This is a genomic window from Thermotoga sp. SG1, assembly GCF_002865985.1.
In the GTDB taxonomy this organism is placed as follows: domain Bacteria; phylum Thermotogota; class Thermotogae; order Thermotogales; family Thermotogaceae; genus Thermotoga.
Window position 1 is genome coordinate 189,830 of the sequence record NZ_LNDD01000004.1, and the last position, 26,048, is coordinate 215,877.

The 26,048-nt window shown below is 46.3% G+C and carries 27 protein-coding genes; 17 read left to right on the top strand and 10 right to left on the bottom strand.

Features of this window, described 5'->3' with window-relative positions:
- Position 1: 1 nt before the first annotated feature.
- The 7 genes from AS006_RS06380 to AS006_RS06410 all read left to right on the top strand — a co-directional run bounded on the left by AS006_RS06380 (position 2) and on the right by AS006_RS06410 (position 5,975).
- Positions 2–1,072, top strand: a complete 1,071-nt coding sequence (locus AS006_RS06380; protein ID WP_199167501.1) for a branched-chain amino acid ABC transporter permease — start codon at positions 2–4, stop codon at positions 1,070–1,072.
- Entirely contained in the window at positions 1,069–1,923 is an 855-nt protein-coding gene (locus tag AS006_RS06385; protein WP_101513516.1) for an ABC transporter ATP-binding protein, read from the top strand. Before AS006_RS06380 ends, AS006_RS06385 begins: the two co-directional genes overlap by 4 nt.
- The gene (locus AS006_RS06390; RefSeq protein WP_101513517.1) at positions 1,916–2,635 is read left to right on the top strand and encodes an ABC transporter ATP-binding protein; all 720 of its coding nucleotides are present in this window, start codon (positions 1,916–1,918) and stop codon (positions 2,633–2,635) included. Before AS006_RS06385 ends, AS006_RS06390 begins: the two co-directional genes overlap by 8 nt.
- A gap of 11 nt (positions 2,636–2,646) precedes the next feature.
- Positions 2,647–3,294, top strand: a complete 648-nt coding sequence (locus AS006_RS06395; protein WP_101513518.1) for a CBS and ACT domain-containing protein — start codon at positions 2,647–2,649, stop codon at positions 3,292–3,294.
- Positions 3,295–3,374: 80 nt separating this feature from the next.
- A complete protein-coding gene (locus tag AS006_RS06400; protein WP_101513519.1) occupies positions 3,375–4,025 on the top strand; it encodes a cytochrome c biogenesis CcdA family protein in 651 nt (216 codons plus the stop codon).
- Between the two features lie 15 nt (positions 4,026–4,040).
- Positions 4,041–4,703 (top strand): thioredoxin fold domain-containing protein, encoded by a 663-nt coding sequence (locus AS006_RS06405; RefSeq protein WP_101513520.1) that lies wholly within the window; start codon positions 4,041–4,043, stop codon positions 4,701–4,703.
- Between the two features lie 72 nt (positions 4,704–4,775).
- On the top strand, positions 4,776–5,975 hold the full coding sequence (locus AS006_RS06410) for an NADP-dependent isocitrate dehydrogenase (protein ID WP_101513521.1): 1,200 nt from the start codon (positions 4,776–4,778) through the stop codon (positions 5,973–5,975).
- Between the two features lie 21 nt (positions 5,976–5,996).
- Here the strand turns inward: AS006_RS06410 and AS006_RS06415 are convergent, their stop codons facing one another.
- From AS006_RS06415 to zwf, 7 genes are read right to left on the bottom strand one after another with little or no spacing between them, the layout of a single operon-like run.
- Positions 5,997–7,004, bottom strand: a complete 1,008-nt coding sequence (locus AS006_RS06415; RefSeq protein WP_101513522.1) for an ABC transporter permease — start codon at positions 7,002–7,004, stop codon at positions 5,997–5,999.
- A gap of 43 nt (positions 7,005–7,047) precedes the next feature.
- Positions 7,048–8,553, bottom strand: coding sequence for an ABC transporter substrate-binding protein (locus AS006_RS06420; protein ID WP_199167453.1), 1,506 nt, complete (start codon positions 8,551–8,553; stop codon positions 7,048–7,050).
- 15 nt (positions 8,554–8,568) lie between these two features.
- On the bottom strand, positions 8,569–9,546 hold the full coding sequence (locus tag AS006_RS06425; RefSeq protein WP_101513524.1) for an ABC transporter ATP-binding protein: 978 nt from the start codon (positions 9,544–9,546) through the stop codon (positions 8,569–8,571).
- Positions 9,533–10,504 carry an ABC transporter ATP-binding protein gene (locus AS006_RS06430; protein WP_101513525.1) on the bottom strand — a complete coding sequence of 324 codons (972 nt, stop codon included), beginning with the start codon at positions 10,502–10,504 and terminating at the stop codon, positions 9,533–9,535. The genes AS006_RS06425 and AS006_RS06430 overlap by 14 nt, the downstream gene beginning before the upstream one ends.
- The gene (locus AS006_RS06435) at positions 10,501–11,406 is read right to left on the bottom strand and encodes an ABC transporter permease (RefSeq protein WP_101513526.1); all 906 of its coding nucleotides are present in this window, start codon (positions 11,404–11,406) and stop codon (positions 10,501–10,503) included. The genes AS006_RS06430 and AS006_RS06435 overlap by 4 nt, the downstream gene beginning before the upstream one ends.
- Before the next feature lie 25 nt (positions 11,407–11,431).
- On the bottom strand, positions 11,432–12,091 hold the full coding sequence (pgl, locus tag AS006_RS06440; protein ID WP_101513527.1) for a 6-phosphogluconolactonase: 660 nt from the start codon (positions 12,089–12,091) through the stop codon (positions 11,432–11,434).
- On the bottom strand, positions 12,076–13,575 hold the full coding sequence (zwf, locus tag AS006_RS06445) for a glucose-6-phosphate dehydrogenase (RefSeq protein ID WP_101513528.1): 1,500 nt from the start codon (positions 13,573–13,575) through the stop codon (positions 12,076–12,078). The genes pgl and zwf overlap by 16 nt, the downstream gene beginning before the upstream one ends.
- A gap of 89 nt (positions 13,576–13,664) precedes the next feature.
- Here zwf and AS006_RS06450 point away from each other — a divergent pair, with 89 nt between their 5' ends.
- From AS006_RS06450 to AS006_RS06465, 4 genes are read left to right on the top strand one after another with little or no spacing between them, the layout of a single operon-like run.
- On the top strand, positions 13,665–14,042 hold the full coding sequence (locus AS006_RS06450) for a PspC domain-containing protein (RefSeq protein WP_199167455.1): 378 nt from the start codon (positions 13,665–13,667) through the stop codon (positions 14,040–14,042).
- Positions 14,039–14,830 carry a hypothetical protein gene (locus AS006_RS06455; RefSeq protein WP_101513530.1) on the top strand — a complete coding sequence of 264 codons (792 nt, stop codon included), beginning with the start codon at positions 14,039–14,041 and terminating at the stop codon, positions 14,828–14,830. The genes AS006_RS06450 and AS006_RS06455 overlap by 4 nt, the downstream gene beginning before the upstream one ends.
- A gap of 1 nt (position 14,831) precedes the next feature.
- The gene (locus AS006_RS06460) at positions 14,832–15,515 is read left to right on the top strand and encodes a type 1 glutamine amidotransferase (RefSeq protein ID WP_101513531.1); all 684 of its coding nucleotides are present in this window, start codon (positions 14,832–14,834) and stop codon (positions 15,513–15,515) included.
- A gap of 13 nt (positions 15,516–15,528) precedes the next feature.
- Positions 15,529–16,251 carry a hypothetical protein gene (locus AS006_RS06465; RefSeq protein ID WP_101513532.1) on the top strand — a complete coding sequence of 241 codons (723 nt, stop codon included), beginning with the start codon at positions 15,529–15,531 and terminating at the stop codon, positions 16,249–16,251.
- On the opposite strand, the gene AS006_RS06470 is transcribed toward AS006_RS06465, so the two are convergent.
- Genes AS006_RS06470 through mgtE form a run of 3 tightly spaced genes read right to left on the bottom strand, consistent with a single transcriptional unit; the run spans position 16,165 to position 19,395 of the window.
- On the bottom strand, positions 16,165–17,115 hold the full coding sequence (locus tag AS006_RS06470; protein WP_101513533.1) for an alpha/beta hydrolase: 951 nt from the start codon (positions 17,113–17,115) through the stop codon (positions 16,165–16,167). The genes AS006_RS06465 and AS006_RS06470 overlap by 87 nt on opposite strands.
- Before the next feature lie 6 nt (positions 17,116–17,121).
- The gene (locus AS006_RS06475) at positions 17,122–18,042 is read right to left on the bottom strand and encodes an alpha/beta hydrolase (RefSeq protein WP_101513534.1); all 921 of its coding nucleotides are present in this window, start codon (positions 18,040–18,042) and stop codon (positions 17,122–17,124) included.
- A gap of 12 nt (positions 18,043–18,054) precedes the next feature.
- Positions 18,055–19,395, bottom strand: a complete 1,341-nt coding sequence (gene mgtE, locus AS006_RS06480; RefSeq protein WP_101513535.1) for a magnesium transporter — start codon at positions 19,393–19,395, stop codon at positions 18,055–18,057.
- A 201-nt stretch (positions 19,396–19,596) separates the two neighbouring features.
- Here mgtE and AS006_RS06485 point away from each other — a divergent pair, with 201 nt between their 5' ends.
- From AS006_RS06485 to AS006_RS06510, 6 genes are read left to right on the top strand one after another with little or no spacing between them, the layout of a single operon-like run.
- A complete protein-coding gene (locus tag AS006_RS06485; protein WP_101513536.1) occupies positions 19,597–20,277 on the top strand; it encodes a metal-dependent hydrolase in 681 nt (226 codons plus the stop codon).
- Between the two features lie 12 nt (positions 20,278–20,289).
- A complete protein-coding gene (locus AS006_RS06490) occupies positions 20,290–21,750 on the top strand; it encodes a sensor domain-containing diguanylate cyclase (protein ID WP_101513537.1) in 1,461 nt (486 codons plus the stop codon).
- Entirely contained in the window at positions 21,747–23,423 is a 1,677-nt protein-coding gene (locus AS006_RS06495) for a 2-oxoacid:acceptor oxidoreductase subunit alpha (RefSeq protein ID WP_101513538.1), read from the top strand. The genes AS006_RS06490 and AS006_RS06495 overlap by 4 nt, the downstream gene beginning before the upstream one ends.
- Positions 23,424–24,272 carry a thiamine pyrophosphate-dependent enzyme gene (locus AS006_RS06500; RefSeq protein WP_101513539.1) on the top strand — a complete coding sequence of 283 codons (849 nt, stop codon included), beginning with the start codon at positions 23,424–23,426 and terminating at the stop codon, positions 24,270–24,272. It abuts the gene before it with no gap.
- Positions 24,269–25,393, top strand: a complete 1,125-nt coding sequence (gene hemW / locus AS006_RS06505; protein ID WP_101513540.1) for a radical SAM family heme chaperone HemW — start codon at positions 24,269–24,271, stop codon at positions 25,391–25,393. Before AS006_RS06500 ends, hemW begins: the two co-directional genes overlap by 4 nt.
- The gene (locus AS006_RS06510) at positions 25,390–25,956 is read left to right on the top strand and encodes a hypothetical protein (RefSeq protein ID WP_101513541.1); all 567 of its coding nucleotides are present in this window, start codon (positions 25,390–25,392) and stop codon (positions 25,954–25,956) included. Before hemW ends, AS006_RS06510 begins: the two co-directional genes overlap by 4 nt.
- Positions 25,957–26,048: the final 92 nt, after the last annotated feature.

Here is a 26,048-nt window from a genome sequence, read left to right on the forward strand (position 1 = left end):
GATGGAGAAGAAACTGTCGGCGCGCACAAACTTCATCCTCACGGTCATCTTTGTTCTCTTCATGGTCTTTCTTCTCTATCTTGCAAGCAAGTACATGGACAGTTACAAACTCAGAGTTGTGAGACTCATCGCCATATACGGGATCATGGCGGTGAGTTTGAACCTGATAAACGGTATCACGGGTATTTTCTCGCTCGGGCACGCCGGTTTCATCCTGATCGGTGCTTACACCGCCTCGCTCCTTACACTTTCACCCGAACAGAAAGCGATGTCTTTCATAATAGAGCCCATCGTTCCATGGCTTGCAAACGTTCACACGGATTTTCTCACCGCTACTCTTGCAGGAGGAGCACTGGCGGCAGTCTTTGCCTTTCTCATAGGATGGCCCGTTTTGAGACTCTCCGGTGATTATCTTGCCATAGCGTCGCTTGGTTTCGCCGAAGTGATCAGAATCGTCGCACTGAACGCTATCAGCATAACAAACGGGCCATTAGGACTGAAAGGAATACCAGAATACTCGAACATCTGGTGGTGTTACGGATGGCTCTTCGTCACCGTTTTGTTCACGGCAAGCCTTGTGAACAGCAGCTACGGCAGGGCTTTGAAAGCCGTCAGAGAAGATCGCATAGCGGCAGAAGCTATGGGAATAAATGTTTTCAAGCATCAGCTCCTCTCTTTTGTCATAGGGGCGTTCTTTGCAGGGGTTTCCGGTTCTCTCTACGCTCACTGGCTCACAACGATAGATCCCAGGATCACCACACTCGGGCCCATGCTCACCTTCTATGTCCTCATCATGATCGTGCTCGGAGGCCTTGGCAGCATCTCGGGGTCACTCATAGGAGCGGCACTCTTTGCGATTCTTTTCGAATGGCTCAGAGATCTGGAAGAGCCTTTCACGTTCTTTGGGATACACGTTCCCGGTATAAAGGGAATGAGAATCCTTGTGATATCTGCCATATTCATCCTCGTGATGATCTTCTGGCAGAGGGGTATCATGGGAAGGGAAGAACTCACCTGGAACAACCTCTACCGGTGGCTCTTTGCTCGTCGCAAAGGTGGTGAAAAGAAATGACGGTCACGGATCTTTCGAGAAAACCCCTTCTCATACTGGATCATGTGACGATGCAGTTCGGTGGGCTCGTTGCGGTCGACGATTTCACAAACGAGATCAGAGAAGGAGAGCTCGTCGGGCTCATAGGGCCAAACGGTGCCGGGAAAACAACGGTGTTCAACGTGATAACGGGTATCTACACTCCCACAAGAGGCAGAATCATTTTCGATGGTATAGATATTACCGGTTTAAAACCTTATCAGATCACACACCTCGGTATCGCAAGGACCTTCCAGAACATCAGACTCTTCTCCGACATGACCGTCCTGGAGAACGTCCTCGTGGCACAGCACCATATACTTTCCAACCCGGACGCAGACAGGATCCTGGTGAAACATGGGAAAAAGAAGAAGGGAGAGGGACGTTTCTGGTTCTGGAGGGCGGTCACCAAGATCGGATACCTGAGAAAAGAAAGGGAAATGGTGGAGAAGGCAAAGGATCTGATAAGAAGAGTGGGGCTGGAAAAGGTGATGTACGAAAAAGCCTCTTCGCTTCCATACGGTGATCAGAGGAAACTGGAGATAGCCCGCGCCCTTGCGACGAACCCGAAACTGATCCTCCTCGATGAACCTGCTGCAGGTATGAACCCGAAGGAAACAGAAGATCTCATGAAGTTCATAAAACAGATAAGGAAAGATTTCAACCTGACCGTTTTTCTGATAGAACATGACATGAAAGTGGTCATGGGAATCTGCGAGAGAATAATCGTGATGGATTATGGCAGAATCATAGCAGAGGGAACACCAAAGGAAGTACAGAACGATCCCAAGGTGATAGAGGCCTACCTTGGAAGGGAGTGGGAAGGTGTCTGATCTTGTCCTTGAAGTGAAGTCTTTGCATGTTTACTACGGTGCGATACACGCCCTCAAGGGAATAGACCTGCAGGTTCCAAGAGGACAGATAGTAACGCTTATTGGTGCAAACGGTGCGGGGAAAACAACCACCCTCTCTGCCATCGCAGGGCTTGTGAAGGCTCAGAAGGGAAAGATCATCTTCAACGGCCAGGACATCACGAACAAACCTGCCCATGTGATAAACAAAATGGGAATAGCACTCGTTCCAGAGGGAAGAAGGATCTTTCCAGAACTTACAGTGTACGAGAACCTCATGATGGGAGCGTACAACAGGAAGGACAAGGATGGTATAAAACAAGATCTGGAATGGATATTCTCTCTCTTTCCAAGATTGAAGGAAAGATTGAAACAGCTGGGAGGGACCCTCTCTGGTGGAGAGCAACAAATGCTTGCGATCGGAAGAGCATTGATGAGTAGGCCTAGGCTTTTGATGATGGACGAACCGTCACTGGGACTTGCTCCTATACTGGTCTCAGAAGTTTTTGAGGTCATTCAGAAGATCAACCAGGAGGGGACCACGATCCTTCTTGTGGAACAAAACGCCCTTGGTGCCCTAAAAATAGCCCACTATGGATACGTTCTGGAGACGGGCAGAATCGTACTTGAAGGTAAAGCCAGTGATCTTCTGGACAACGAGATGGTCAAAAAAGCCTATCTTGGTGTTGCATGAGGGGGGAAAACATGCTGGTAAAGGACTTCATGACGAGAAATCCGATCACCATCACACCAGAAACGTCGTTCACTGAAGCTCTGAAACTCATGAAAGAGAAAAAGATCAAACGTCTCATTGTGATGAAAGGAGAAAAGATCGTCGGTATCGTCACAGAAAAAGATCTTTTGTATGCCTCTCCATCGAAGGCAACCACTTTGAACGTGTGGGAACTTCACTATCTTCTGTCAAAACTAAAAATCTCAGAGATCATGACGAAAGATGTCATAACGGTGAACGAAAACACACCGATAGAAGACGCAGCACGGATAATGGAAGAACGCGACATAAGCGGACTCCCCGTGGTCGACGATGCGGGAAAACTCGTTGGAATCATCACACAGACCGATATATTCAAGGTCTTCGTGGAGATATTCGGGACCAAGAGAGAGGGAACCATAAGGTACACAATGGAGATGCCGGACAGACCAGGAGAACTTCTCGAGGTGGCAAAGAGGATATACGAAGCGGGTGGAAATATCATCTCCATTGCGACGCTTTTTGAGGAAGGAAAAGACTCGTACCTTGCCACACTCAGGGTTGAAAACATCGACCACGAAAAGTTCATAAAGTCACTCGAGGAGATCAATGTAAAACTCCTGTACTACCACTCGAATTGATCTGATCCCCCTCATCCCGAGGGGGAAGTTCTGTGTTATAATTATTTTTAGACTTTTTTGGTAGAAAAAGGAGAGAGAACATGGCTTTCTCCGTTGTTGAAGTGAGTTACTGGATGGCCTTGGGATACGGGATTCTTGCGTTTTTCAGTCCCTGTGCTTTTCCTCTGATACCTGCTTTCTTTGGTGTGTTGTTCTCATCTAGGGGAGACTTTTTCAAACTTCTTGGATTCTTCTTTGGAATCTCATCGTTTTTTTCTCTCATGGGAGTGCTCTTTGGACTCTTTGGAAACTTCGTTCCGTCCTACGTTCTCACATGGGTTTCTGGACTTGCTCTTGTAGCTTTTGGTCTGATTTACCTTTTCGACGTTGAAATTGTGAAAATGAAGAAAAATCCGAACGTATGGAAATTCAAAGGAGGAGGTTTTCTGAACGGTTTTCTTCTTGGAGGAAGTGTCGGCCTTGTGTGGATTCCTTGTTCAAGTCCCATACTGGGAAGTATCCTTGCCATCGTGGCAAGCGGTAGGGAACCCGTGAAGGGTGGAATGCTTCTTTTTCTGTACTCCCTTGGAATATCGATTCCGTTCATCCTAGCAGGAGGATTTGTCAACAGGTTGTTGAGCAGGATCAGTTTTAAAAAGCCCGTTTGGATGAAGATCTTGAAAATAGTGGGTTCTGTCTCTCTTATCTCAATTGGAGTGCTCATCTTGACAGGAAAGTTCATTACATACTGATAGGAGGATGGTATTGTGAAAAGGATAGTTCTTTTCGTGCTGATTGTTCTGGGTGCTTTGTCTTTTGCACTCAGTCTGGACGACGCATATAAACTTGCAAACCTCACACAGAGAAAACTCATCATCATGTTCTCGAGTCCAACCTGTTACTACTGCAACCTGTTTAAAAAGGAAGTGCTTCCGAAAGAAGACTTTCAGGAAATTCTTGTTCCAAACTTCATTCTAGCAGAGATCTATGCTACCGATGAAAAGACAACGCTGTTTGCAAAAGAAGTGATTGGAGAAAGCTCCCTTTCCTACAGAGAACTCTTTCAGGGCTTCGGTGTGAGAGGAACTCCCACGTTCTTTTTCTTCAAGGGAAAAGAAGGTCTTGGATACCTTCCTGGCTATGTGGAAAAGGAGATGTTCATAAAGATCCTCAAGTATGTTGCTCAGGAGTTGAAGGAAGATTTCGAGTCTTACATGAAAAAGAACGATCCGTTCGTGGGAGATCCGATGATTGTAAAAGTTTCTAAAGAAGAGGCTGAATTTGTTCTGGAAAAGGACAAAAACGCTGTGAAAGTTGAAAGTGTTCCAGGCAAGGTGAGGAAAGACAGAATATATGTGACGGAGGATCCTAGTCTGGCAAGCAAACTCAAAGATATGGGAGCGATGAGAATTTTGGTGGTCAAAGATTAAAATCCTAGAAACACTACGCACAATCTGTTATCATTAGTTCTAGAAAACATCACAGAAAAGGAGGTACAAAGTGTGGAGAAGATAAAAGTCAAAAATCCGATAGTCGAACTCGACGGTGACGAGATGGCACGTGTGATGTGGAAGATGATCAAAGAGAAGCTCATACTTCCCTATCTCGACATCCCTCTGATCTATTTCGATCTTGGGATAAAGAAGAGAGATGAGACAGACGACCAGATAACCATCGAAGCGGCAAAGGCGATCAAGAAATACGGAGTCGGTGTGAAATGTGCAACGATCACTCCAGATGCGGAGAGAGTGAAAGAGTACAATCTGAAAAAAGCCTGGAAAAGCCCAAACGCCACAATCAGAGCGTACCTCGATGGGACTGTCTTCAGAAAACCCATCATGGTGAAAAACGTTCCACCTCTTGTGAAGCGCTGGAAAAAGCCCATCATCGTCGGAAGGCATGCATATGGAGACATATACAACGCGGTGGAAGCAAGGGTGGAAGGGCCTGCAGAAGTGGAACTTGTCGTGAAGAACAGGGAAAACAAAGTCCTGATGGTTCACAGATTCGAAGGAAACGGCGTTGTGATGGCAATGCACAACCTCGAAAAATCCATCAGAAGTTTTGCCCGCTCATGCATAAACTACGCGATCTCAGAGAAGGTGGACATCTGGTTTGCAACGAAAGATACCATCTCAAAAGTGTATCACGCGTATTTCAAAGAAATATTCCAGGAGGAAGTCGAAAAGAGGAAAGAAGATCTTGAAAAAGCAGGAGTGAACTACAGGTACATGCTCATCGACGATGCAGCCGCACAGATTCTAAGAAGCGAAGGTGGAATGCTCTGGGCCTGTATGAACTACGAGGGTGACATCATGTCCGATATGATCGCTGCGGGTTTTGGAAGCCTTGGACTTATGACATCTGTCCTCGTCTCGCCAGATGGTGTCTACGAATACGAAGCCGCCCACGGTACGGTGAGAAGACATTATTACAGGTATCTGAAAGGCGAGAAAACCTCGACGAATCCAACCGCATCCATCTTTGCCTGGACAGGTGCGATAAGAAAAAGGGGAGAACTGGACAACACACCTGAGGTGTGCAAGTTCGCAGACAAACTGGAAAAAGCCGTTATAAACACCATAGAATCTGGTGTGATCACAAAGGACCTTCAGCCCTTCACAGATCCACCCATCGACAGGTACGCGACACTCGAGGAGTTCATAGAAGAAGTGAAAAGAAATCTCGAAAGACTATTGTGAGCGGGATCTTCCCGCTCTTTTTCAATATCTCACCCTCGGATCTATCAGGGCGTTTATCACATCCACAAGGATGCTGATCACCACGACAATAACGGCAAAGAAAACCACCGTTCCCTGAATGGCAGGGAAATCCCTGTATCTGATCTTCATCACAAGATAGCTTCCAAGACCGGGCCATGAGAAGGTGGTCTCGGTGAGGACTGCTCCTCCCAGAAGGAGCGCAAACTGAAGTCCCATCATGGTGAATATGGGAACCAACGCGTTTTTGAGGGCGTACCTGAACAGAACTACCCTTTCTTTGAGGCCACGGGCCCGTGCGGCCTTTACAAAATCCTGTGCCAGCGTCAGAACGGTGTTGTTTCTCACCATGCGAACGAAGATACTGGATATCACAAGCCCGAGAGTGAGTCCTGGAAGGAAGAGATGTTCGAAGACATCTTTCAGAGCCTGCCAGTTACCCGTCAAAAGAGCATCTATCGAATAGATACCCGTTATCACCTTCAGATCGATCGTGGGTGAGATCCTTCCTCCCACAGGAAGCCATCTCAGAACAACACCGAAGACATACTGTATCATGAGGCCAAACCAGAATACCGGAACAGCGTACATCACCATCGAGAACATCCTGGCACCTATGTCGACACCGCTGTCCCTTCTGTACGCAGCAAAACTTCCCCAGAAGATACCCACAAGAACGGCTATGACAAAGGAAAAGAGCGTGAGTTCCAGCGTTGCAGGAAACCTTTCTTTGATCTCATCCCAGATGGGTCTTCCGGTCAGTGTGGATTTTCCGAGGTCACCCCTTAAAAGGTCTCCGATGTAGTCAAAAAACTGAACAACGATGGGTTTGTCCAGTCCCAGTTCGTGTCTTTTCTGTTCTATAACTTCCTTTGGAGCCTTTCCTCCAAGGATGGCGAGCACAGGATCACCCGGTATGATCCTGAGAATCAAAAATATCAGAGCAAGCAAAATGAAAACCATTGGAACAGCAAGAACAATCCTCGTTATCACGTAGTTCTTCAGAGACATCACGGCACCTCCAGAAAGCCGCCCCCTAGGGGGGCGGCGTTGCTCACTCTTCCCAGTAGAGTATGTAGTACCTGAATATCTGTGTTGGTTCAAGCAAGATTCCCTTCACCTGCTTTTTCGCTGCACAGGTGGCAACACCCTGCCAGAGCGGTATGTAGGGAACGTCTCTAGCGAGGATCTCCTGGACTTTGTAGTAGATCTCTTCTCTTTCCTTTTGGTCTGTGAGTTTCCTTGCTTCTATCATGAGTTCTTCGACTTCAGGATTTGCGTAGAAACTTCCAAGAGATTTCGCACCGCTTTCGCTCAAGAAAGGCCATACGTAGTCGTCCGGATCGAGATAATCTGGATACCATCCAAGCAGGAAAAGACCCATCGTTCCGTTCAGGAAATACTCAACGTAGGTGGACCACTCAGCGTATTTCAAGTTCACCTTTATGACGCCTGTTTCTTCGAAGGATTCTTTCAGCACCTGAGCGACATCTGCTTCCGTCGTTCCGTAATGTGTCGGTGTGTACCAGAGATCGATCACAAGCGGATTTTTTTCATCGTAACCGGCCTCTTTGAGGAGAGCTTTTGCTTTTTCCAGGTCTCTTTCAGGAAAGACGTTTTTGTGTCCCCACATGCCCTCTGGAATCATTGAGTAAAGCGGTTTTGCAAGCCCTGCAAACACGTCTTCAACGATGACGGATCTGTTCACTGCATAAGCGAGCGCTTGTCTCACTTTCACTTTGTTGAACGGTGGTTGCGTCACGTTTATTACGAGATACCTTATCTGTGGACTGTTACCCTTGTAGACGACGATGTCCTCTCTTCCCTCAAGATCGATGATGTCCCTTGGATCCAGGTGTCTGTAGGCAACGTCGATCTCTCCTGTTTCGAGTGCCAATCTGAGGGTGGAGGCACTCTCGTAGAAGTTGATCACAATGGTCTTTGTCTTTGGCTTTTCACCGAAGTAGTTCGGATTGGCTTCAAGAACGATCCTCACGTCTCTGATCCACTCTTTGATCTTGTAGGGACCGGAGGCCGAAGGTATTCCTTCGTAGAAGGAATCGGCTGGATAAACCTTCGGGTTTACCGGATAGGCCACGGTGTAGCCAAGAACGGAGACGAAAGCGGAGAACGGGTACTTCAGTGTTACACGGAAGGTGTAATCGTTCACCACTTCCGTTTTCTCAACCACATCCGAAAGTAAAAATGCAGGATCCCCGTTGAGTCTCATGACCCTGTCGAAGGAGTACTTGAACACGTGTGCGTCGATGGGAGTTCCGTCTTCAAACTTTGCATCCTTTCTCAAATAAAATGTGTAGACCTTTCCTGTTTCGTCGACTTCCCATCTCTCCGCGAGCACCGGTTTCAGGTTGCTGGTTCCTACCTCGTAATCAACCAGTCCAACCATGACGTTCTGAAGTATGTTCGAGGAAAAGTAATCATAGCAGTTTGCAGGATCGAGAGTCCTGATTTTGTCCGTGGTACCCACCACGATGATGTCTTTTGCCGCAAAGGAGAGAGTCACCGCCAGAATCAGAAACAACCAGACAAGCTTTCTCATGCCCACTACCTCCCTTCAGGTGTAGAGATGACACGCCACTCTGTGATTTCTTTCGACTACCTTGAGTTGAGGTTCTTCTCTTGTACACACATCCATCCTGTAGGGACATCTGGGATGGAATCTGCATCCAGATGGAACATCTATGGGATTTGGGGTTTCTCCTTCAGGTATGAACTTTTTCTTTTTCCTGAGCGTGGGTTCGGGTACTGCAGAGATGAGTGCCTGCGTGTAGGGATGCTTTGGATTCACATAAATATCTTCGAAACTGCCTATCTCCACTATTTTTCCAAGATACATGACAGCGATCTCATCGCACACGTACTTCGTTGTGGCAAGGTCGTGTGTGATGAAGAGCATTGTGAGGTTGAATTCTCTTCTAAGGTCCTGAAGGAGTTTCAACAGTTGGGATCTCACAGATACATCGAGCATGGCCACTGCCTCGTCAGCTACAACAAAACGAGGCTTCAAGATCAATGCTCGGGCAATAACCACCCTCTGTCTCTGCCCTCCTGAAAGTTCCCTCGGATACCTCCTGTAGAACTCTTCTGCAGGCTCTAGATTCACCTTCCGAAGCATCTCAAGGACCATTTCCTTCCTCGCCAATCTGTCACCGATTCCATGTATCTCGAGGGCGTGTTCTATGGCCCTTCCTACTCTCATGTAAGGGTTCAGGGAAGCCATAGGATCCTGGAAGATGATTTGCATTTCCTTTCTGAGTTTTCTCATCTCTTCCTTTGAGAGCTTTGTGATGTCCTTTCCATCGAACAGTATCGTTCCATCGGTTGGCTCTTCCAGTCTCAGAATCACCCTGCCGGTCGTGGTTTTACCAGAACCGGACTCCCCCACCAGTCCCAGGCTCTTTCCTTCTTCGATACAAAAACTCACACCGTCCACCGCTTTCACGTACTTTTTTGGTTTTCTCAGTATCGCATCGATAGGTCCACGCCTTACAGGAAAGTACTTCTTCAGGTCTTTCACTTCAATCAGAGCCATTCTGATCTCCTCCGTAAAGCCAGCATTTCACGCGAGTTCCATCTACTTCAAATTCTGGAGGTTCTTTTTCCTGACAGACTTTCATCACCCTTTCACATCTTGGAGCGAATCTGCAACCTTTCGGTGGATTTGAAAGATCGGGGGGAGAACCGGGTATGTACTTCAGTTCTCTATCGTTTATGTCAGTGTTTGGTATGGATTCCAGCAGTGCAACCGTGTAGGGATGAAGAGGTTCGGTGAAGATCTTCTCCTTGGTCGACAGTTCCACCAGATGGCCTGCGTACATCACACCGATTCTATCTGCCGCCTCGGCGACCAGTCCCATGTCGTGGGTTATCAGTATCATGGACATGTTGTGCTCTCTGGAGAGTTTTTCGAGCAACTCCATTATCTGAGCCTGAACGATCACATCCAAAGATGTTGTAGGCTCGTCTGCGATCAGAACCGCCGGGTTCAAAACGATGGAGAGGGCGATCATCACCCTTTGTCTCATTCCTCCACTGAACTGAAATGGATAATCTCTCAGTCTGTTCCTGTTTATACCAACGTCTTCCAACGCTTTTGCTGCAAGCTCCTTGGCCTCTTCTTTACTGAGCTCAGGCCTGTGCGTGAGGATCATCTCCACAAAATGATCTTCTATTCTGAGAATTGGATTGAGTGAGGTCATAGGATCCTGGAATATCATGGAAACTTTCGAGCCTCTGATTCGTCTCATTTCTTCGTTCGACAGTGAAGAAACATCAATCTCGTCCACCTTTATGCTTCCTTCCACGAGTGTTCCCTCTGGAAGAAGTTTCATTATAGCAAAGCCAAGGGTCGATTTTCCACATCCAGATTCACCAACAAGCCCTAGCGTCTCTCCCTTCTTCAGATCAAAGGAAACACCCTCGACGGCCTTCACAAAGCCCTTCTCCGTTCGATATCTCACACTCACATTCTTCAGTTCGAGTACCTTCATTTGTTTCTCTCCCCAACGTTTGGATTGATGATCTCGCTTATACCCTCACTGAACATGGAGAAACCAAGCACAGAAGTGATGATGGCAAGTCCGGGAAACAGAACACCCCACCATGCTCTGCTCAGGATGAACCTCTGTCCGTTGCTCAGATCGAATCCCCAGTCTGGAGTAGGAGGAGCTATTCCGAGTCCTAGAAAGCTGAGTCCTGCTTCCGTCATGATCGCATCCGCAAGGTTCATGGAGAGAACCACCACAACAGAGGGGAGTACGTTGGGAAGAACATACTTTATGAGGATTTCCCAGTCCTTCGCGCCGAGGGCCCTCGCTGCCTCCACGTAGAGTTCGTTTTTCACGCTTGCAACCTGGTTTCTGACCACCCTGAAATAGGTGGGAGCGTAGACAACGGCTATGGAAACGGCTATGTTCATTATGCCAGGACCCAATACCGCCGCGACCGCTATGGCGAGGATCAGACCTGGAAAGGAGTAGATGGCATCCATCACAAGGGTCAAAACACGATCGAATACACCCCCAACGTAACCGGAAAGAAGTCCCAGGGGAATACCTATGGCAGACGCTATGAGAACGGCAAAGAACGCCACCATCAAAGCGATTCGAGAACCGTATATCACCCTGCTGAAGATGTCGCGACCCAGGTTGTCCGTCCCGAACAGGTGCTTCTCAGAAGGAGGTTGAAGAGATCTTCCCACACGGACGGTGGGATCGTAGGGTGCGATGAACGGTGCAAATATCGCAAGAAAAACGTAGAACAGAAGAATGACCATTCCGATGAAAGCCAACATTCCTGTTCTTTGTCTAAACAACTTGAAAACCGGTCTAAAGATTCTTTCGGAGACCACACTCTTCAACCTCGCTTTTCTTTTTTCATAATAATACCACATATTGGAATAACCTTCAAATTCCGAATTATTCTTCCACGAACCAGACGGTTTCTTCTTTGCCTTTCACGAAACCTGCGGGGAGTGGCTCTCCTTTCAGGATTTCAGCCAGTCTGTTCTTCTTTTCTTTCCCTCTGATGAGAAAAAGGATGTACCGGGAAGAGTTCAACGCTTTAAAGGTCATGGTGACTCTTGGAACCATCGGATCGCCAGATGGTGGGGTGAAGGTTACCGCTCTTTCAATCTTTCCCGTCTTCAGATCGAAAATGGAGGCAACGTGCCCATCAGGTCCCATCCCGAGGATGGAAAGATCGAATTTATCTGCCGTTCTTATCTCCCTCTCGTACCTTTCACAGGCTTTCTCAACAGAAAGGAAGGTGTCAACGAAGTGAATGTTTTCGGAGGGAATTTCTATTCTGCTGAAAAGAACCTCGTTTATGTTTTTGAAATTACTCTGATCCGAATTAAGAGGAACGTACCGTTCATCGCTCAAAAAGAAATGAATACGATCCCACGGAAGATCCAGCCTTGCCAGTTCTTCATAAACAGGAAGAGGAGTCTTCCCTCCTGCAAGAACGGCGAAGACCCTTTCTTTTTCTTCAAGGAGTTTCTTCAATTTTTTATGGATTTTTTCCACAACAAGCTCAACGTATTTTTCATCCAGTACATATATCACGGTTTTCGCCATTTTCTGCCATCCCTTTCTATGAGAAGATCTGCCTCTTTCGGACCCCAGGTCCCAGATGGGTAGATATAAGGGGCAAAGCGCTCTGGATCACTCTCCCACGCTTTCAAAACAGGATCGAGGAGCTCCCACGAGACTTCAAGATCGTCCCTTCTCATGAAGAGTGTCGTATCCCCGAGTATCACATCCAGCAGAAGTCTTTCGTAAGCATCTGGAAGTTTCACACCGAAATAGTCCTCGTATCTGAAATCCATACTGAGAAGCTGGGGAACCATACCAGGGCAGGGTCTTTTCACCTGAAACTCCAGTGAGATCGCCTCGTTTGGCTGTATGGTGAAAACGATCGTGTTGGGTTCGAGGTCTCTCGAGGGTACGTTGGGGAAGATAGAGTGCGGAATCCTCTTGAAAACTACAGCCACCTCCGTTACTTTCTTTGGAAGTCGTTTTCCTGCCCTCAGGTAGAAAGGAACTCCACTCCATCTCCAGTTGTCTATGAAAAGTTTCATGGCAACGAACGTTTCGACATTGGAACTTTTCGACACCCTCGGCTCTTCTCTATAGGCGGGAACTGCTCTTCCGTTCACAGTTCCTCTTCCGTACTGCCCTCTGACGATCCAGTTTTCGAGATCTTCCACAGGAAACGGTCTGACGGATCTGAGAAGTTTCACTCTTTCGCTTCTGAAGCTTTCTCCGTTGAAGGAAGAAGGAGGTTCCATGGTGATGAGTGCGAGGATCTGAAGCATGTGGTTTTGAAAGATGTCTCTGAGAAGTCCTGTGCTTTCGAAATACCCCGCCCTGTGTTCCACACCGATATCCTCTGCTATGGTGATCTGAACGTGATCCACGAACTTGTTGTTCCATATCTCTTCGAATATGAAGTTTGCGAACCTGAACACCAGGATGTTCTGAACGGTTTCCTTTCCAAGGTAATGATCGATCCTGAATATCTGGTTTTCTTTGAAAGACTTCTGAAGCACCTCCTCCAGCTTTCTTGCAGACTTCAGATCCTTTCCAAACGGCTTTTCTATCACAATGCGGGATGTCTCCGTGTTCAATCCGGTTCTTGAGAGATTCTCGATTATGGGAACGTACACATCGGGTGGAACGGAGAGATAGAAGATTAAATTCCTGACTCCGAGTTTTTTCATGAGGTCGTCAACGATTCTTTTCAGCGACTTAAAGGTATCAGGGTTTTGATAGTCCACGCTTGTGTAACTGAAGTGTTTCAAAAGGTCAGGCTGGGCGTTGAATCTGGATTTGAATTCCTCATCATTCATCTTCGTTCTTGCTGCACCGAGAACAAAGAAGCGCTCTGGTAAGATTTCGGCTTCAAACAACCTGTTCAAAGCCGGGACGAGTTTCCTCTTCGTGAGATCCCCTGAAGCACCGAATATTACCATCCCAAAGGGATGTTCGATTTTTGGAAAACAACGAAGAATTCCTGCGTCGTTTTTCGGGCATTCCTCCAGTCCCAGTCTACACCTCATCCTCTCACCTTCTTTGAGAAAAATTTTACCACAAAATAAGGAAAATCTAATTTCTTCCGTGTTAGAATTCTCTAAAAGGGGGGATGTTCATGAATCAGCTGAAAAGATCGAAAAAGAACAGGATCATAGCAGGTGTCTGTGGTGGAATCGCCGAGTACTTTGGTGTTGATCCCACGCTTGTAAGGCTCATCTGGGTCCTCATCACACTCGCCTGGGGTGCTGGTCTTTTGCTCTACATCGTCGCGTGGCTGATCATGCCAGAGGAAGAGGGAGAAGAGGAAACCAGACCATTTCAAAACACAGAGGGACTGAAGATTCTTCTTGGAGGTTTACTCGTTCTTCTTGGGGCGATTCTCCTTGTTTCAGCCTTCGTTCCCTTTCTGTTCAGTGTATCCTGGAAGGTGGTTCTCGCCGTTTTGCTACTGATATTCGGTGTTCTTCTTCTTTTGAGGAGGAGTGAAAAATGAGGGTGATATTCGGTATTTTTCTTGTCTTCGTCGGTGTTCTTCTACTTCTGGCCACGTTTCTGGACTTTCTTACTTTTTCGTTCTTTGAAAGGATATTTTACAACCTGAATTTGTTCTGGCCCTTGATTCTGATAACCGTTGGAGTGTATTTTCTCTATCTTGGTCTGAAAAAAAGATGGCTGTATTTTCTAAGTGTTGGAGTGTTCACTGCCTTTCTGGTCCTTCTTCTTGTGTGGCCTTATGGGTCAACGCTTGAAAGGTCCCAGGTGTTCACGGGTGTGGAGAAGATCTTGTTCAAAAGTGGTGGCATCGCAGTTAAGTTCTCCGAAGGAGAAGAGTTCAGAGTATCCACGTCTTATGGAGTGGAGGTGTCAAAGGCAGGACCGAATCTGATCGTGAAGGGCCAGTCCTGGAGAAGATTGGAACTGAATGTAGTAGAGATTGAGTTGCCAAAAGACACTCTCGAGCTTTCTTTGGAAAATGGTGTCTTCAAACTGAAGGGTGAGTTCGAAGAGAACAGGTTCACACGGATAGAGGCGAGGAACTGTGTTCTGAATGTGAACTTCGACTTTCAAAAAGTTACGGTTCCTCTTTACTTTGAGGCGGAAGACTGTGTTCTGGAGACTCTGTTCAAACTACCGAATGGAACCTCTTATTTCGCCGAGAAAAGTAAAGGTCTTCTTTTAAAAACCATCGAAGGGAATCTCATCGAATCTGATCTCAATCCTAGACTCTTTTTCAAATTAAATGACGGTGTCTTCCATATCCGTCTTGAAGGAGGTATCTAGTGTGAGAGTGCTTGCCATAAGACACGTCGAAATAGAGGATCTTGGTATGATGGAAGACATTTTCAGGGAGAAGAAATGGAGTTTTGAATATCTGGACACCCCAAAAGGGAAAAAACTTGGAAGACCCATTGAGGAATACTCCCTCGTGGTGCTTCTTGGAGGTTACATGGGGGCCTACGAAGAAGAGAAATATCCTTTTTTGAAATACGAATTTCAGTTGATAGAAGAGGCTCTGAGAAAAGAAATTCCGTTCCTTGGAATCTGTCTGGGATCTCAAATGCTTGCCAGAGTTCTTGGGGCGAACGTTTACAGAGGGAAAAACGGTGAGGAAATAGGCTGGTTCTTCGTTGAAAAGGTCTCTGACGATAACCTTTTTAGTGACTTTCCAGACAGGCTACTGGTGTTTCAGTGGCACGGGGACACTTTCGATCTTCCACATGTAGCAACCAAAGTCTTCACTTCTGAAAAGTACGAAAATCAGGGATTCGTCTACAGAAAAGCCGTTGGACTTCAATTCCACATAGAAGTGGGTTCCAGAACTATGAAACGCTGGATAGAAGCATACAGAAGGGAACTCAAAGAGAAGAATATAGATCCTAAAGTTCTTCTTGAGACGGCAGAGAAAGAAGAGAAAACACTGAAAGATCTTTTGAAGTCTCTTCTGGAAAGGATGGTGGAGAGCTGAGGGAGTGTTCTCTATGACATCTCCTCAGATTCACATCCTGGATTTCGACGGGGTGTACGAAAATCAGACCGCTCTGAAAAGTCTGGCCACCCATGTCTTCTTCGAAAACATGACTGGTGTCAGGTACGTGATCCTTCCGGAAAAAATAGCCGAGGTGGAGAGAATACTTCCTGAAAGACCAGGTATCACTTTTCTCGGTGATGGGGAGTTCCACCATCTTACTTATTTGATCATCAAGAGAATAAAAAGGCCATTTGTTCTTCTCGTCTTCGACCATCATCTTGATGCCAGAGAAGGAGAGTTTCTCACCTGCGACAACTGGATCAGAAGATCCTTGAGACTGAAACACCTGTTGAGAGTGGTGATTGTCGGTGCTCAGGAACAGGAAAAGATCCACAGGGTGTTCTACTCTGAACCAGATCCACACAAGGTTCTAAAACTTCTTGGAAGACACCCGGTTTATCTGAGCATCGACAAGGATGTTCTGGACGTGGATGTGACAGGATGGGAAAGAGGAAACATCCTTCTGGAAGATCTTCTGAACGTTCTTCGGTCCATCCCTAAAAGGAAGATCCTGGGGGTGGATATCTGTGGAGAGCCCGATCCCGTCGATGTGTGGCGACTGAAGTTGAGTGAGAAAATGAATCTTTCAATTCTTCACACCCTGATCTTTGACGAGTTTCACCACGTACCGGGCAACGATCATCTGGAAAGGAAGCCAGCTCACATGACTTGAGGGGACCTTTATTCTCCTTGGCTTTCCCAGATGTTCCCAGAGGATCTTCCTTGTGCTCTTTGGAAGAGCCTTGTCGAACATGGCCTCTATCATGACGATTCTGGAGGTGTCCACAAACTTCGCATAGGCAAGAGGATCGATCTTCAAAAGGGAATGAATATCAGAAGAGAGCATCTCCCGAATCGATGAAAACTCGCTGAGTCTTTCCAGGTCCTTCCTGTAAAGTTCGAAAAATGTGTCCTCTTCAGTCATTCCGTGCTCTTTTCCCTTTCCGCTTCTAAGTTCCCGTCTCACAAAAGATAGGGTGGGAGATTTCCAGAACAGTGTGGCAAAGTCCCCACCTGCCATCATGATCACCGTCTTTTTGAAATCATCGCTCAGAGCGTTGAGTAAAACGGCTATCATTCCACCCAAACAGTAACCAAAGAGGCAGTTTTTCTCGTGCCACATGTTCTTTGCTTTCAAAAGTTCTACAAGGCTCAAAAGATCCACAACGGCGTGTTCCCAGAACCTGGTCATTTTGTCCAGATCGGTAGAAAAGTAATCTTTCCCACTCACAGAGCCTTCGGCAACACGGGTGAAGTTTCCCGGAAGAATTGGAAGAATTGCCTCTATCCCTCTTTTTGAAAGATAGTGTGCCATCCAGATGAGATACAGCACGTTTTGACTTCCGAGGCCCTGGAGTATCATCACCGAGCCCTGCTTTTTCCTCTTTGGAGAAAAGATGTAGACCTCCACTGGGTTCGTACCTTTTTCTGCTCTTGAGTAGGTTGACTCGAACTTTAAGATAGAAACACGTATCTTCTTTCCCCTGTGGAGGTATCCCAGCGAATACCCGGAGGGTATTCTTACATCCTCGAACACTCCGTTTCACCTCTTCAAGAAGGAAACAGTTTCGTAGAGAAACTTCGCGGTCAGAGAATCTTTCAGAACGAATTCGAAGCCGTGTTTTCCTTTGGGATGAAGTCTCAATTTTGCAGCGACACCGTTTTCCCTGAGTTTTTTATACATTTTAACAGAAGAGATGTAGGGGATGACCTCGTCCTTCATTCCGTGAACCAGCATGGTAAGAGGTGCTTTCGGAGTCACCCAGTTAACAGGTGAGTAGAATTCGTAATCTTCTCGCTTTCTCAGTGGAAGACCTTTCAGTGTTGTTGCAACGGAAAACCTTGCAAAGAGAGATGTCGTTTCCAGGCTCCAGAGGTCAAGGAGATCACACGGAGCATACCATGCAACCACGTGCCCGTCGAAATCCTTTTTCTCTTCTTTTGAAACTCTCATAGCGTGGTACAAAACAAGATGTCCACCGGCGGAAAGTCCCATAAGGTTCAGTGTCTTCACCATCAAGTACTCTTTGTTTTCGTTCAGGAAGGATATCGCACTTTTCAGATCCTCCAGAATGTCTTCGATGAAATGAAAATAACCGTATCTGTAATCGAAGGTGGCCACGGCAAAACCGTTCGCGTTGAGAAATCTGTACCATGAGACGTTGTTTGGTTGTCTTCTGTAACCCGAGATCCATCCACCTCCGTGTGCAAAGAGAACGAAAGGGTAACTTTCTCTCTTCACAGATGGATAGTAAATGTCCATCTTCAGGCCTTCTTTGTACTCGTACGTGTAAACCTTTCCTGTGACACTCTTTTTGAGTTTCACAGGGAGCCTTCCAAGGACAGCGTTCCTCACCAGGGGTAGTGAAAGAAGGAAAAAGAAGAAAAGCCCAAGAAGGGCGTTCGAGAAAAGCACAACAAAAGAAAATATCAGAAGAACCGTTTTGATCATCAGCTTGATCATCGTTTCCCCTCTTCATGTCAGGAAACTGTGAACCACGTAGAAGTATATCATGATACCCGTCACATCAACGATGGTGGTGAGAAGTGGTCCCGCCATGAAGGCTGGGTCTATCCTGAAAACCCGAGCGATGAACGGCAAAATTGCCCCCATCACATTCGCGTACAGTATCAATACAAGAAGGGCAGTCGCAACGGCGAAATTCAACGTGGGGTCAGAAGAGATCAGAAAAGCCCTCAGATAGAGAACACCCGCGAGGATCAGACCCAGAATGGATCCAATCAGCGATTCTCTCAGCAAAACCTTCCACCAGTCCCTTATGGTCACCTCGTTCAGTGTGAAACCCCTTATCACAAGCGCCGAAATCTGAGCGCCCGTGTTTCCAGCGGAACCAATCATGGTGGGAATAAAAGCTGCTATCACCGGTATCGAGGCGAGGAATTTTTCGTAACTTGAGATGATGTTACCGTTCACACTCTCGAGAAGAAGCAGGACAGCAAGCCACGGAGATCTTTTGAGGATGAGTTTCCACGTGGGAGTATGAAAATAAGACGTGTAGGTTGCACTCATTGAGGCCATCTTCTGGATATCTTCCGTTGCCTCTTCTTCGATGACGTCCACTATGTCATCGAAAGTGATCACACCTATCAATCTCTCTTCACTGTCAACCACCGGTAGCATGAGCAGGTCGTACTTCTTCATGAGTTCTGCTGCGACCTCCTGGTCGTCAGTGGCATGAACGAATACAGGCTCTCTATCCATGATCTCTGAGATTTTCTGATTCGGTTCGGCGGTGATCAGGTCTCTGAGTTCAACGGTTCCTTTGAGTTTTCTCGTTCTGTCTATCACAACAAGAGAGTAGATGTTCTCTTTTTTCTTTCCTTCTCTTCTCACCCTGTCCAGTGATTCCTGAACCGTCAAGTCCTCGAAAAGCTCCACGTACTCTGTGGTGGCAAGTCTTGCAGCAGAGTCTTCCGGGTAGTTGAGTATCGCCAGGATCTCTTCTCTTTCCTTTGGAGAAAGATAGGACAGAAGTTTCTTCACCACATTAGCCGGCATCTCTTCGAGCAGTTCTACTCTGTCGTCCGGGTCCATCGACTCGAAGATCTCTTTCAGTCGTTCTTCTCTGAAGAGCTTTATGAGTTCAATCTGATCATCCGGTTCAAGTTCGCTGAACACTTCGGCTGCCTTGTCTTTGGGGAGGAGTCTGAAAACCACAACCTTCAAATCGGGTGGGAGTTTTTCGATCATTTCCTCCACATCGGCAGGATCTTGCTGCTCCAGAACCCTCTTCAACGTTTTGAAGTCGCCTTTTTCGATCAGTTCCTGAAGATCGATCTCCACTCTTATCTTCATTTTCACACCTCCCTGTCTTTATTACTACGGGGGAAGACTGGTGCTTTCCACTTGAAGATCACCTCCCGGAAAGGATTTACGCAAAACAATTCTAACACCACGGAAGAAAAATCTCCAGTTAATGGAAGGAAAAACTTCTTTGTCTATCCCTCAATCGTTAATTTCAAAAAAGAGTATAATCTGAAATAGGGGGGTGGTATCATGAAAATCACGTTCCTTGGTCACGCCACCGTGCTTGTAGAAGGAAAGAAAAACCTCATCATCGATCCTTTCATAACGGGAAATCCGGTGTGTCCTGTGAAACTGGAAGACCTTCCAAAGATCGATTACGTACTTGTGACACACGGGCATGGAGATCATCTGGGAGACGCCGTGGAGATAGCGAAGAAAAACGATGCCACGGTGATTTCCAACTACGAGATCTGCCAGTATCTTGGGAAAAAAGGTGTGAAGACACATGCCATGCATATTGGAGGAAGTTATCTGTTCGACTTTGGAAGGGTGAAGATGACACCCGCTGTTCATGGATCTGGCATTCTCGATGGTGAAAGTATTATCTATGGAGGAAATCCTGGTGGCTTTCTCATCACACTCGAGGAAAAGAAAATATACCACGCCGGGGATACGGGTTTGACTAAAGAAATGGAACTTCTGAAAGAAGAGAACGTGGACGTGGCTTTCCTTCCGATCGGTGGAAATTTCGTCATGGATGTGGAAGATGCTGTCAGGGCAGTTTCAATGATAAACCCGAGGAAGGTCGTTCCCATGCACTATGGAACATGGGAGATCATCTTCGCCGACGTGGAGCTCTTCAAGAAGAAAGTGGAGAAAATGGGTGTTGAGTGTGTGATTCTGGAACCCGGTGAATCGCTGGAGTTGTGAGGAGCTGAGATAATGTATGTGTTACTTTTTTCCTCTCTTGCGGTACTTGCGTTTTCCATCTTTCTTTTCTTTCTTGCGGTAAAGCGAACAAAAGACTATTCACAGCTTGAAAAGAGGTTCAACATCATCGTAGAGGGTCTATCGAAACTCGATCCAGATATGTTAGAGGAGGCTTTCTTTCAAGCAATACTGGATATCGCCATGTCTGTGGTACCTGAAGCGACCAAAGGTAGTGTGTCACGTATCACAGATGAAGGAGACTGGATCTTTGTCTCCTCAAGAGGACACACAATGGATCTCTACGGAAAAAGGTTTCCTGCGAGGTACCTGTTTCGTGCCGGAAAGGAACCTGTCGAGGTGAACTTTCTGGAATACGATAAAGATCTTCTACCAGACGATATGTGGAAGTTCTTTGAAAAGACTCTCCGAGGAACAAGAAAGAGTCTTGTTGTTGGCCTGTTCGCTGGGGACGAGTTTCTCGGAAACATCGCCCTCGACTCCCCACACAGCCAGTTTTCTGATCTTTCGAAGAAGACCCTCAAACTCCTTGGAAACCTTGCAAGTACCTACCTTCTTTTGAAAAGATCTCTGGAAAAGGAACACCGTTTTCAAAAGATCATGGGCACGATTTTGACACTTTTGCTTCTTTTCAGAAAACAGATCTCTGTCGAGGATTTCCTGAAAGAATCACTTCAAAAGATGATAGAAGCAAGCGAAATTTTCTCAGGCGGAGCTGTTTTCAAAGAGAACGTAATTGTTTTTTCCATCGGTCTTGAACGAACGGAGCTTAATTTCAAGAAGACGACAGAAAGGATAGAGGAGTTCCAGATAGAAAACACTCACTACGTTTCTATCCAGTTGAAGGGCGAAGGATTTCCACTCTATCGCCTTGTTTTTGTTTCAAAAACAAAAATACCACCTTTCATCTTTGGTGTTCTCAACACCTTTGCAGAAGTGATCTTTCTTTACTTAAGAGAGTATCAGCTTCACAAGAAGTATCAGGAAATGGCTATGAGAGATTCATTAACCGGTGCTTACACGAGACACTATTTCAACGAATGGATCTTCTCCCACATGGCTTGGCTCAGACGAAACCAGAAGAAATCTATTCTGGTGATACTGGATGTGGACGGCCTCAAGATGATAAACGACACTTATGGTCATTTGATGGGAGATAGAGCGCTCAAGGAATTCGTGAAAATCTTGAAGGACACGGTTCGGGAATCAGATCTCGTCTTCAGATACGGAGGTGATGAATTCCTTCTTGTTCTTACAGAAAGCAGTCAAGAAAACGTTCATCCCGTCCTGGAACGATTGAAAGAAAATCTGAAAAGACTCGATCTTCCCTTTGAGTTGAGTTTTTCTTTTGGCTACGAGGAAATAGACGGTTTCATACCGATCGAGAGGGCTCTTGGAAAAGCCGATGATCTTCTGTACAAGAACAAATTCAAGAAGAGAGGTGTAAAAGAATGAAAGACGTGAGCATCGTTTTGAGTGGTGAAGCGGGTCAGGGTATTCAGACCGTTGAACACGTTCTCACTCGCATTCTGAAGAACTCCGGATTTCACGTGTTTGCCACTAAAGAATACATGTCCCGTGTAAGAGGAGGAAACAACACCACCGAAATCAGGGTCTCCTCTGAAAGAGTGCGAGCTTTCGTTGATAGAATAGATATCCTCGTTCCTCTTGGAAAAGGCGCCACAGAAAGGTTGAAAAAACGCATCACAGAAAAGACCCTAATAGTCGGAGAAGGAGAGTTCATAGGAGAGGAAAAAGGTGAAAAAATAGTGGTTCCATTTCTAGAAATAGCAAAGCAGGTCGGAAACAGAATATACGCAAACTCTGTAGCAATAGGTTTTCTCTCCGGACTTCTCGGAGCGGAAAGATCTGCCATCGAAGAGCAAATCACAAGACAGTTCAGAGAAAAGGGAGAAAACGTGGTGAGAGACAACATTCGAGCCGCAATGGAAGGGTACAGAAGAGGGCAGGAATTTTCAGAGAAGGTTGGTTTCGATGTTGAGAAAGATCCTTCGATAAAGGACGAAGTTCTTCTGAATGGAGCAGAAGCGGTAGGACTTGGAGCCATAGCAGGAGGGTGTAACTTCGTTTCCTCTTATCCCATGTCTCCTTCTACTTCAGTTCTGGTCTTTCTTGCCCTGCACAAAAACGATTTTGGAATCGTAGTGGAACAGGCAGAAGATGAGATCTCTGCCATGAACATGATTGTAGGTGCATGGTACGCCGGTGCTCGGGGACTCGTTACCACCTCAGGCGGTGGTTTTGCTCTCATGGAAGAAGCGTTGAGCCTTGCAGGAATGATAGAATCTCCTGCTGTAATACACCTTGCACAAAGACCCGGTCCTGCCACAGGACTTCCTACAAGGACAGAACAGGCTGATCTGAACCTTGCCCTCTATGCGGGACATGGGGAATTTCCGCGGGTCATATACGCTCCCGGTAACATAGAAGAGGCGTTCTATCTCACCCAGAGGGCGTTCAACATGGCAGATAGATATCAGGTTCCTGTTTTCATCCTGACCGATCAGTATCTGGTGGATTCGTTCTACAACCTTCCAGGTTTCAATTTAAACGAACTGAAAGTCGAAAAGTACACTGTAAAGACTTCCAAAGATTACATCAGGTACGCCATAAACGAGGATGGCATATCTCCACGAGGGGTTCCAGGCTACGGCGAGGGACTCGTAAGAGTAGACAGCGATGAACACGATGAATTTGGTCACATTACAGAAGATTTCGACATCCGTGTGAGGATGGTGGATAAAAGGCTCAGAAAAGGTGAGACGTTGAAAAAAGATACCATCAAACCAAAGTTGATCGGAGACGAAAACTACAGGGTTCTCCTGGTTGCGTGGGGTTCCACACTGGAACCCATAAAGGAGGCAATTGAAGGTATGAGTGGCGTAGCACTCCTTCATTTCTCCCAGGTCTGGCCGATCGATGATTCTGTTGTGGAACATCTGGAAAGGGCAGAAAAGGTTGTCGCAATAGAAGGAAATGCAACCGGGCAGTTTGCAAATTTGATTCGACAGGTGACGGGCTTCCATATAAAGGACAGAATCCTGAAATACAGTGGGCTCCAGTTCTCTGTGGAAGAGCTGAAAAAGAAGATTCTGGAGGTGATGTGAATGAGACTCGATGAATACATCAGCAAGGACATCGCGTGGTGCCCAGGATGTGGAAACTTTGGGATAAGAACAGCACTGATGAAAGCACTGGAGGAACTGAACGTTGATCCGCGAAAAGTGGTCATAGTCTCTGGGATAGGTCAGGCAGCAAAGATGCCACAGTACGTTGGAGTACACATGTTCAATGGCCTTCATGGAAGAGCCCTTCCTGTGGCAACGGCGATAAAGACAGCAAACCCTAATCTTTTAGTGATCGCAGAAAGTGGAGACGGATGTATGTACGGTGAAGGTGGGAACCACTTCATCCACACGATAAGAAGAAATCCGGATATCGTGAACATCGTGCATGACAATCAGGTTTACGGTCTTACCAAAGGGCAAGCATCACCAACCAGTCTGAAGGGATTCAGGACACCCGTTCAGGTGGATGGTGTGATTTTGGAACCATTCAATCCCATAGCGGTAGCCATAGCCCTCGATGCTTCTTTTGTTGCCCGAACCTTCATAGGAGACGTGGAGTTCACAAAAGAGATTCTTAAAGAGGCGATGAAGCACAAAGGATACGCACTGGTGGACATCCTTCAGCCCTGTGTCACCTTCAACAAACTGAACACCTACGAATGGTACAGGGAGAACACGTACTATCTGAAAGATCACGATCCTACAGACAGAGAACTTGCCTTCAAAAGAGCCATAGAAACAGAAAAACTTCCACTTGGGATATTCTACATCAACAAGAACAAGGAAACCTTCGAAGAACTCTCAAGAAAGGGTGATAAAACACCTCTCTACGAGTACAAGGTAAACTTCGAGAAATTGAAAGAACTGATCGAGAGCAAAAAATCATGAGATTGGCGGTGTACGTACACATACCCTTCTGCAAAAGAAAGTGCGTGTACTGTGACTTCTACTCCCTTGTTTCTGAAGATTTTGAAGAGTATCTGTCTCTCGTCTTTGAGGAGATAGAACTCTACAGGGATGTACTGGAAGAAAGTGAGATAGAGACGGTATATTTCGGTGGGGGAACGCCTTCACTTGTTCCCCCTTCTTTTCTGGAGAAGATTTTAGAGAAACTGGAAAAGGTCTCAAAGAAGTTTTCACCACATGAGATAACGATCGAGGTCAATCCAGAGTCCGTTGATCGGGAAAAACTGAGATCTTACAGAAAGATGGGTATAGACAGAATCAGTCTGGGCGTTCAGTCCTGTGACGACGAGGTGCTGAAAAGGTGTGGCCGTCTGTACGATGAGAAAATGATCAAAGAGAAGGCAGAACTCGTTCTGGAGGAATTCGACAACGTCAATTTCGATTTCATACTCGGCCTTCCCGGTGAAACGGACGAAACGATGAGGAAAAACCTTCATTTTCTTGAAAAGTTCACCCCACAACATGTGTCCCTATACTTCCTCGAAGTGGATGAAAACACCACGTTGCATAGCCTTTTAAAGAAGAATCTTTTGACGCTGCCGGATTCCGAGGAAGTGGAAAGAAGGCACGATGCATTCGTTGAATTTTTGAAATCCGGAGGTTTTTCAAGATACGAAATCTCGAACTTTGCCAAACCGGGAAAAGAATCAAAGCACAATCTCTTTTACTGGAGAAATCATGACTATCTGGGCTTTGGCCCTTCCGCAGGTGGTCACTTTGGAAGATTTCGATACACTAACGTTTCTGACCTTCCCATGTACACCAAAATGGTGAAGGAAAAGGTCTTTCCATACGACTATCAGCACGAAAACACAGAAGAAGAGGAAGCTCTGGAGACCCTCTTCATGGGGCTCAGAACGAAAGAAGGGGTGGAACTGAAACGCGTAGAAAAGCTCATGTTTCTGGTGAAGAAGTTACAAAAAGAGTATGCTTGTTATGTGAAGGTGAAAGATGGTAAAATTTTTTTGAGCGAGAAGGGTATGGACCTGTCGAAAAAGATCTTCGAAGATCTGATCGAATGGTACGGGGAGGCTGAAAAATGACACACATAATCCACAAAGGACTCGATTTCTTCGTCAAACCAAAGAAGATCTCACTCAATCTCAACATGAAGATCGGAAGTGCGAAGGTTCACCCGGAAGATCTAAAAATTCTGATGAAGAAAGTCCCCGTTTTCATGATGAGTTACTACGACAGCAAGGCCTTCATGGAAAGAGAACTCGAGATCTCCTCGGCGGATTTTCCAAACGGTACCATCTTTTTCTCGTACTACGAACCCGTTCCAGCAGAACTGAACTGGGATGTGGACAAAAATCTCATCTCTCAACTTGCCAGGTATTTCCATCTCTACGATCTTGTCTCCTCCATGAACTCTCTCATAGACGAGTCGAAGAGCCTTTCCATCGGTCTCTACGAAGAGTGGCTCGAGACCACCATGGTGAAGGTGCCAGGCGAAAACGCAGAAGAACTCAGGAACATGCTCTCGAAGTTCTCACTCATGTACACGACAAAAATCCTCTGGAAGATGTTCCATGGAGATCTTGAAGAGCTGAAAAGAAGAACACACGAGATAGCTTACAAGTTCTATGAAGTGGCAGGATTTTGAATCCCGCCATCTCTCCTGCCAGGTTTAAAGTTTTTCTCCAGAATGTTTACAGAAATATTTTTTAATTGACACCATCTTATAATCAACGTAGA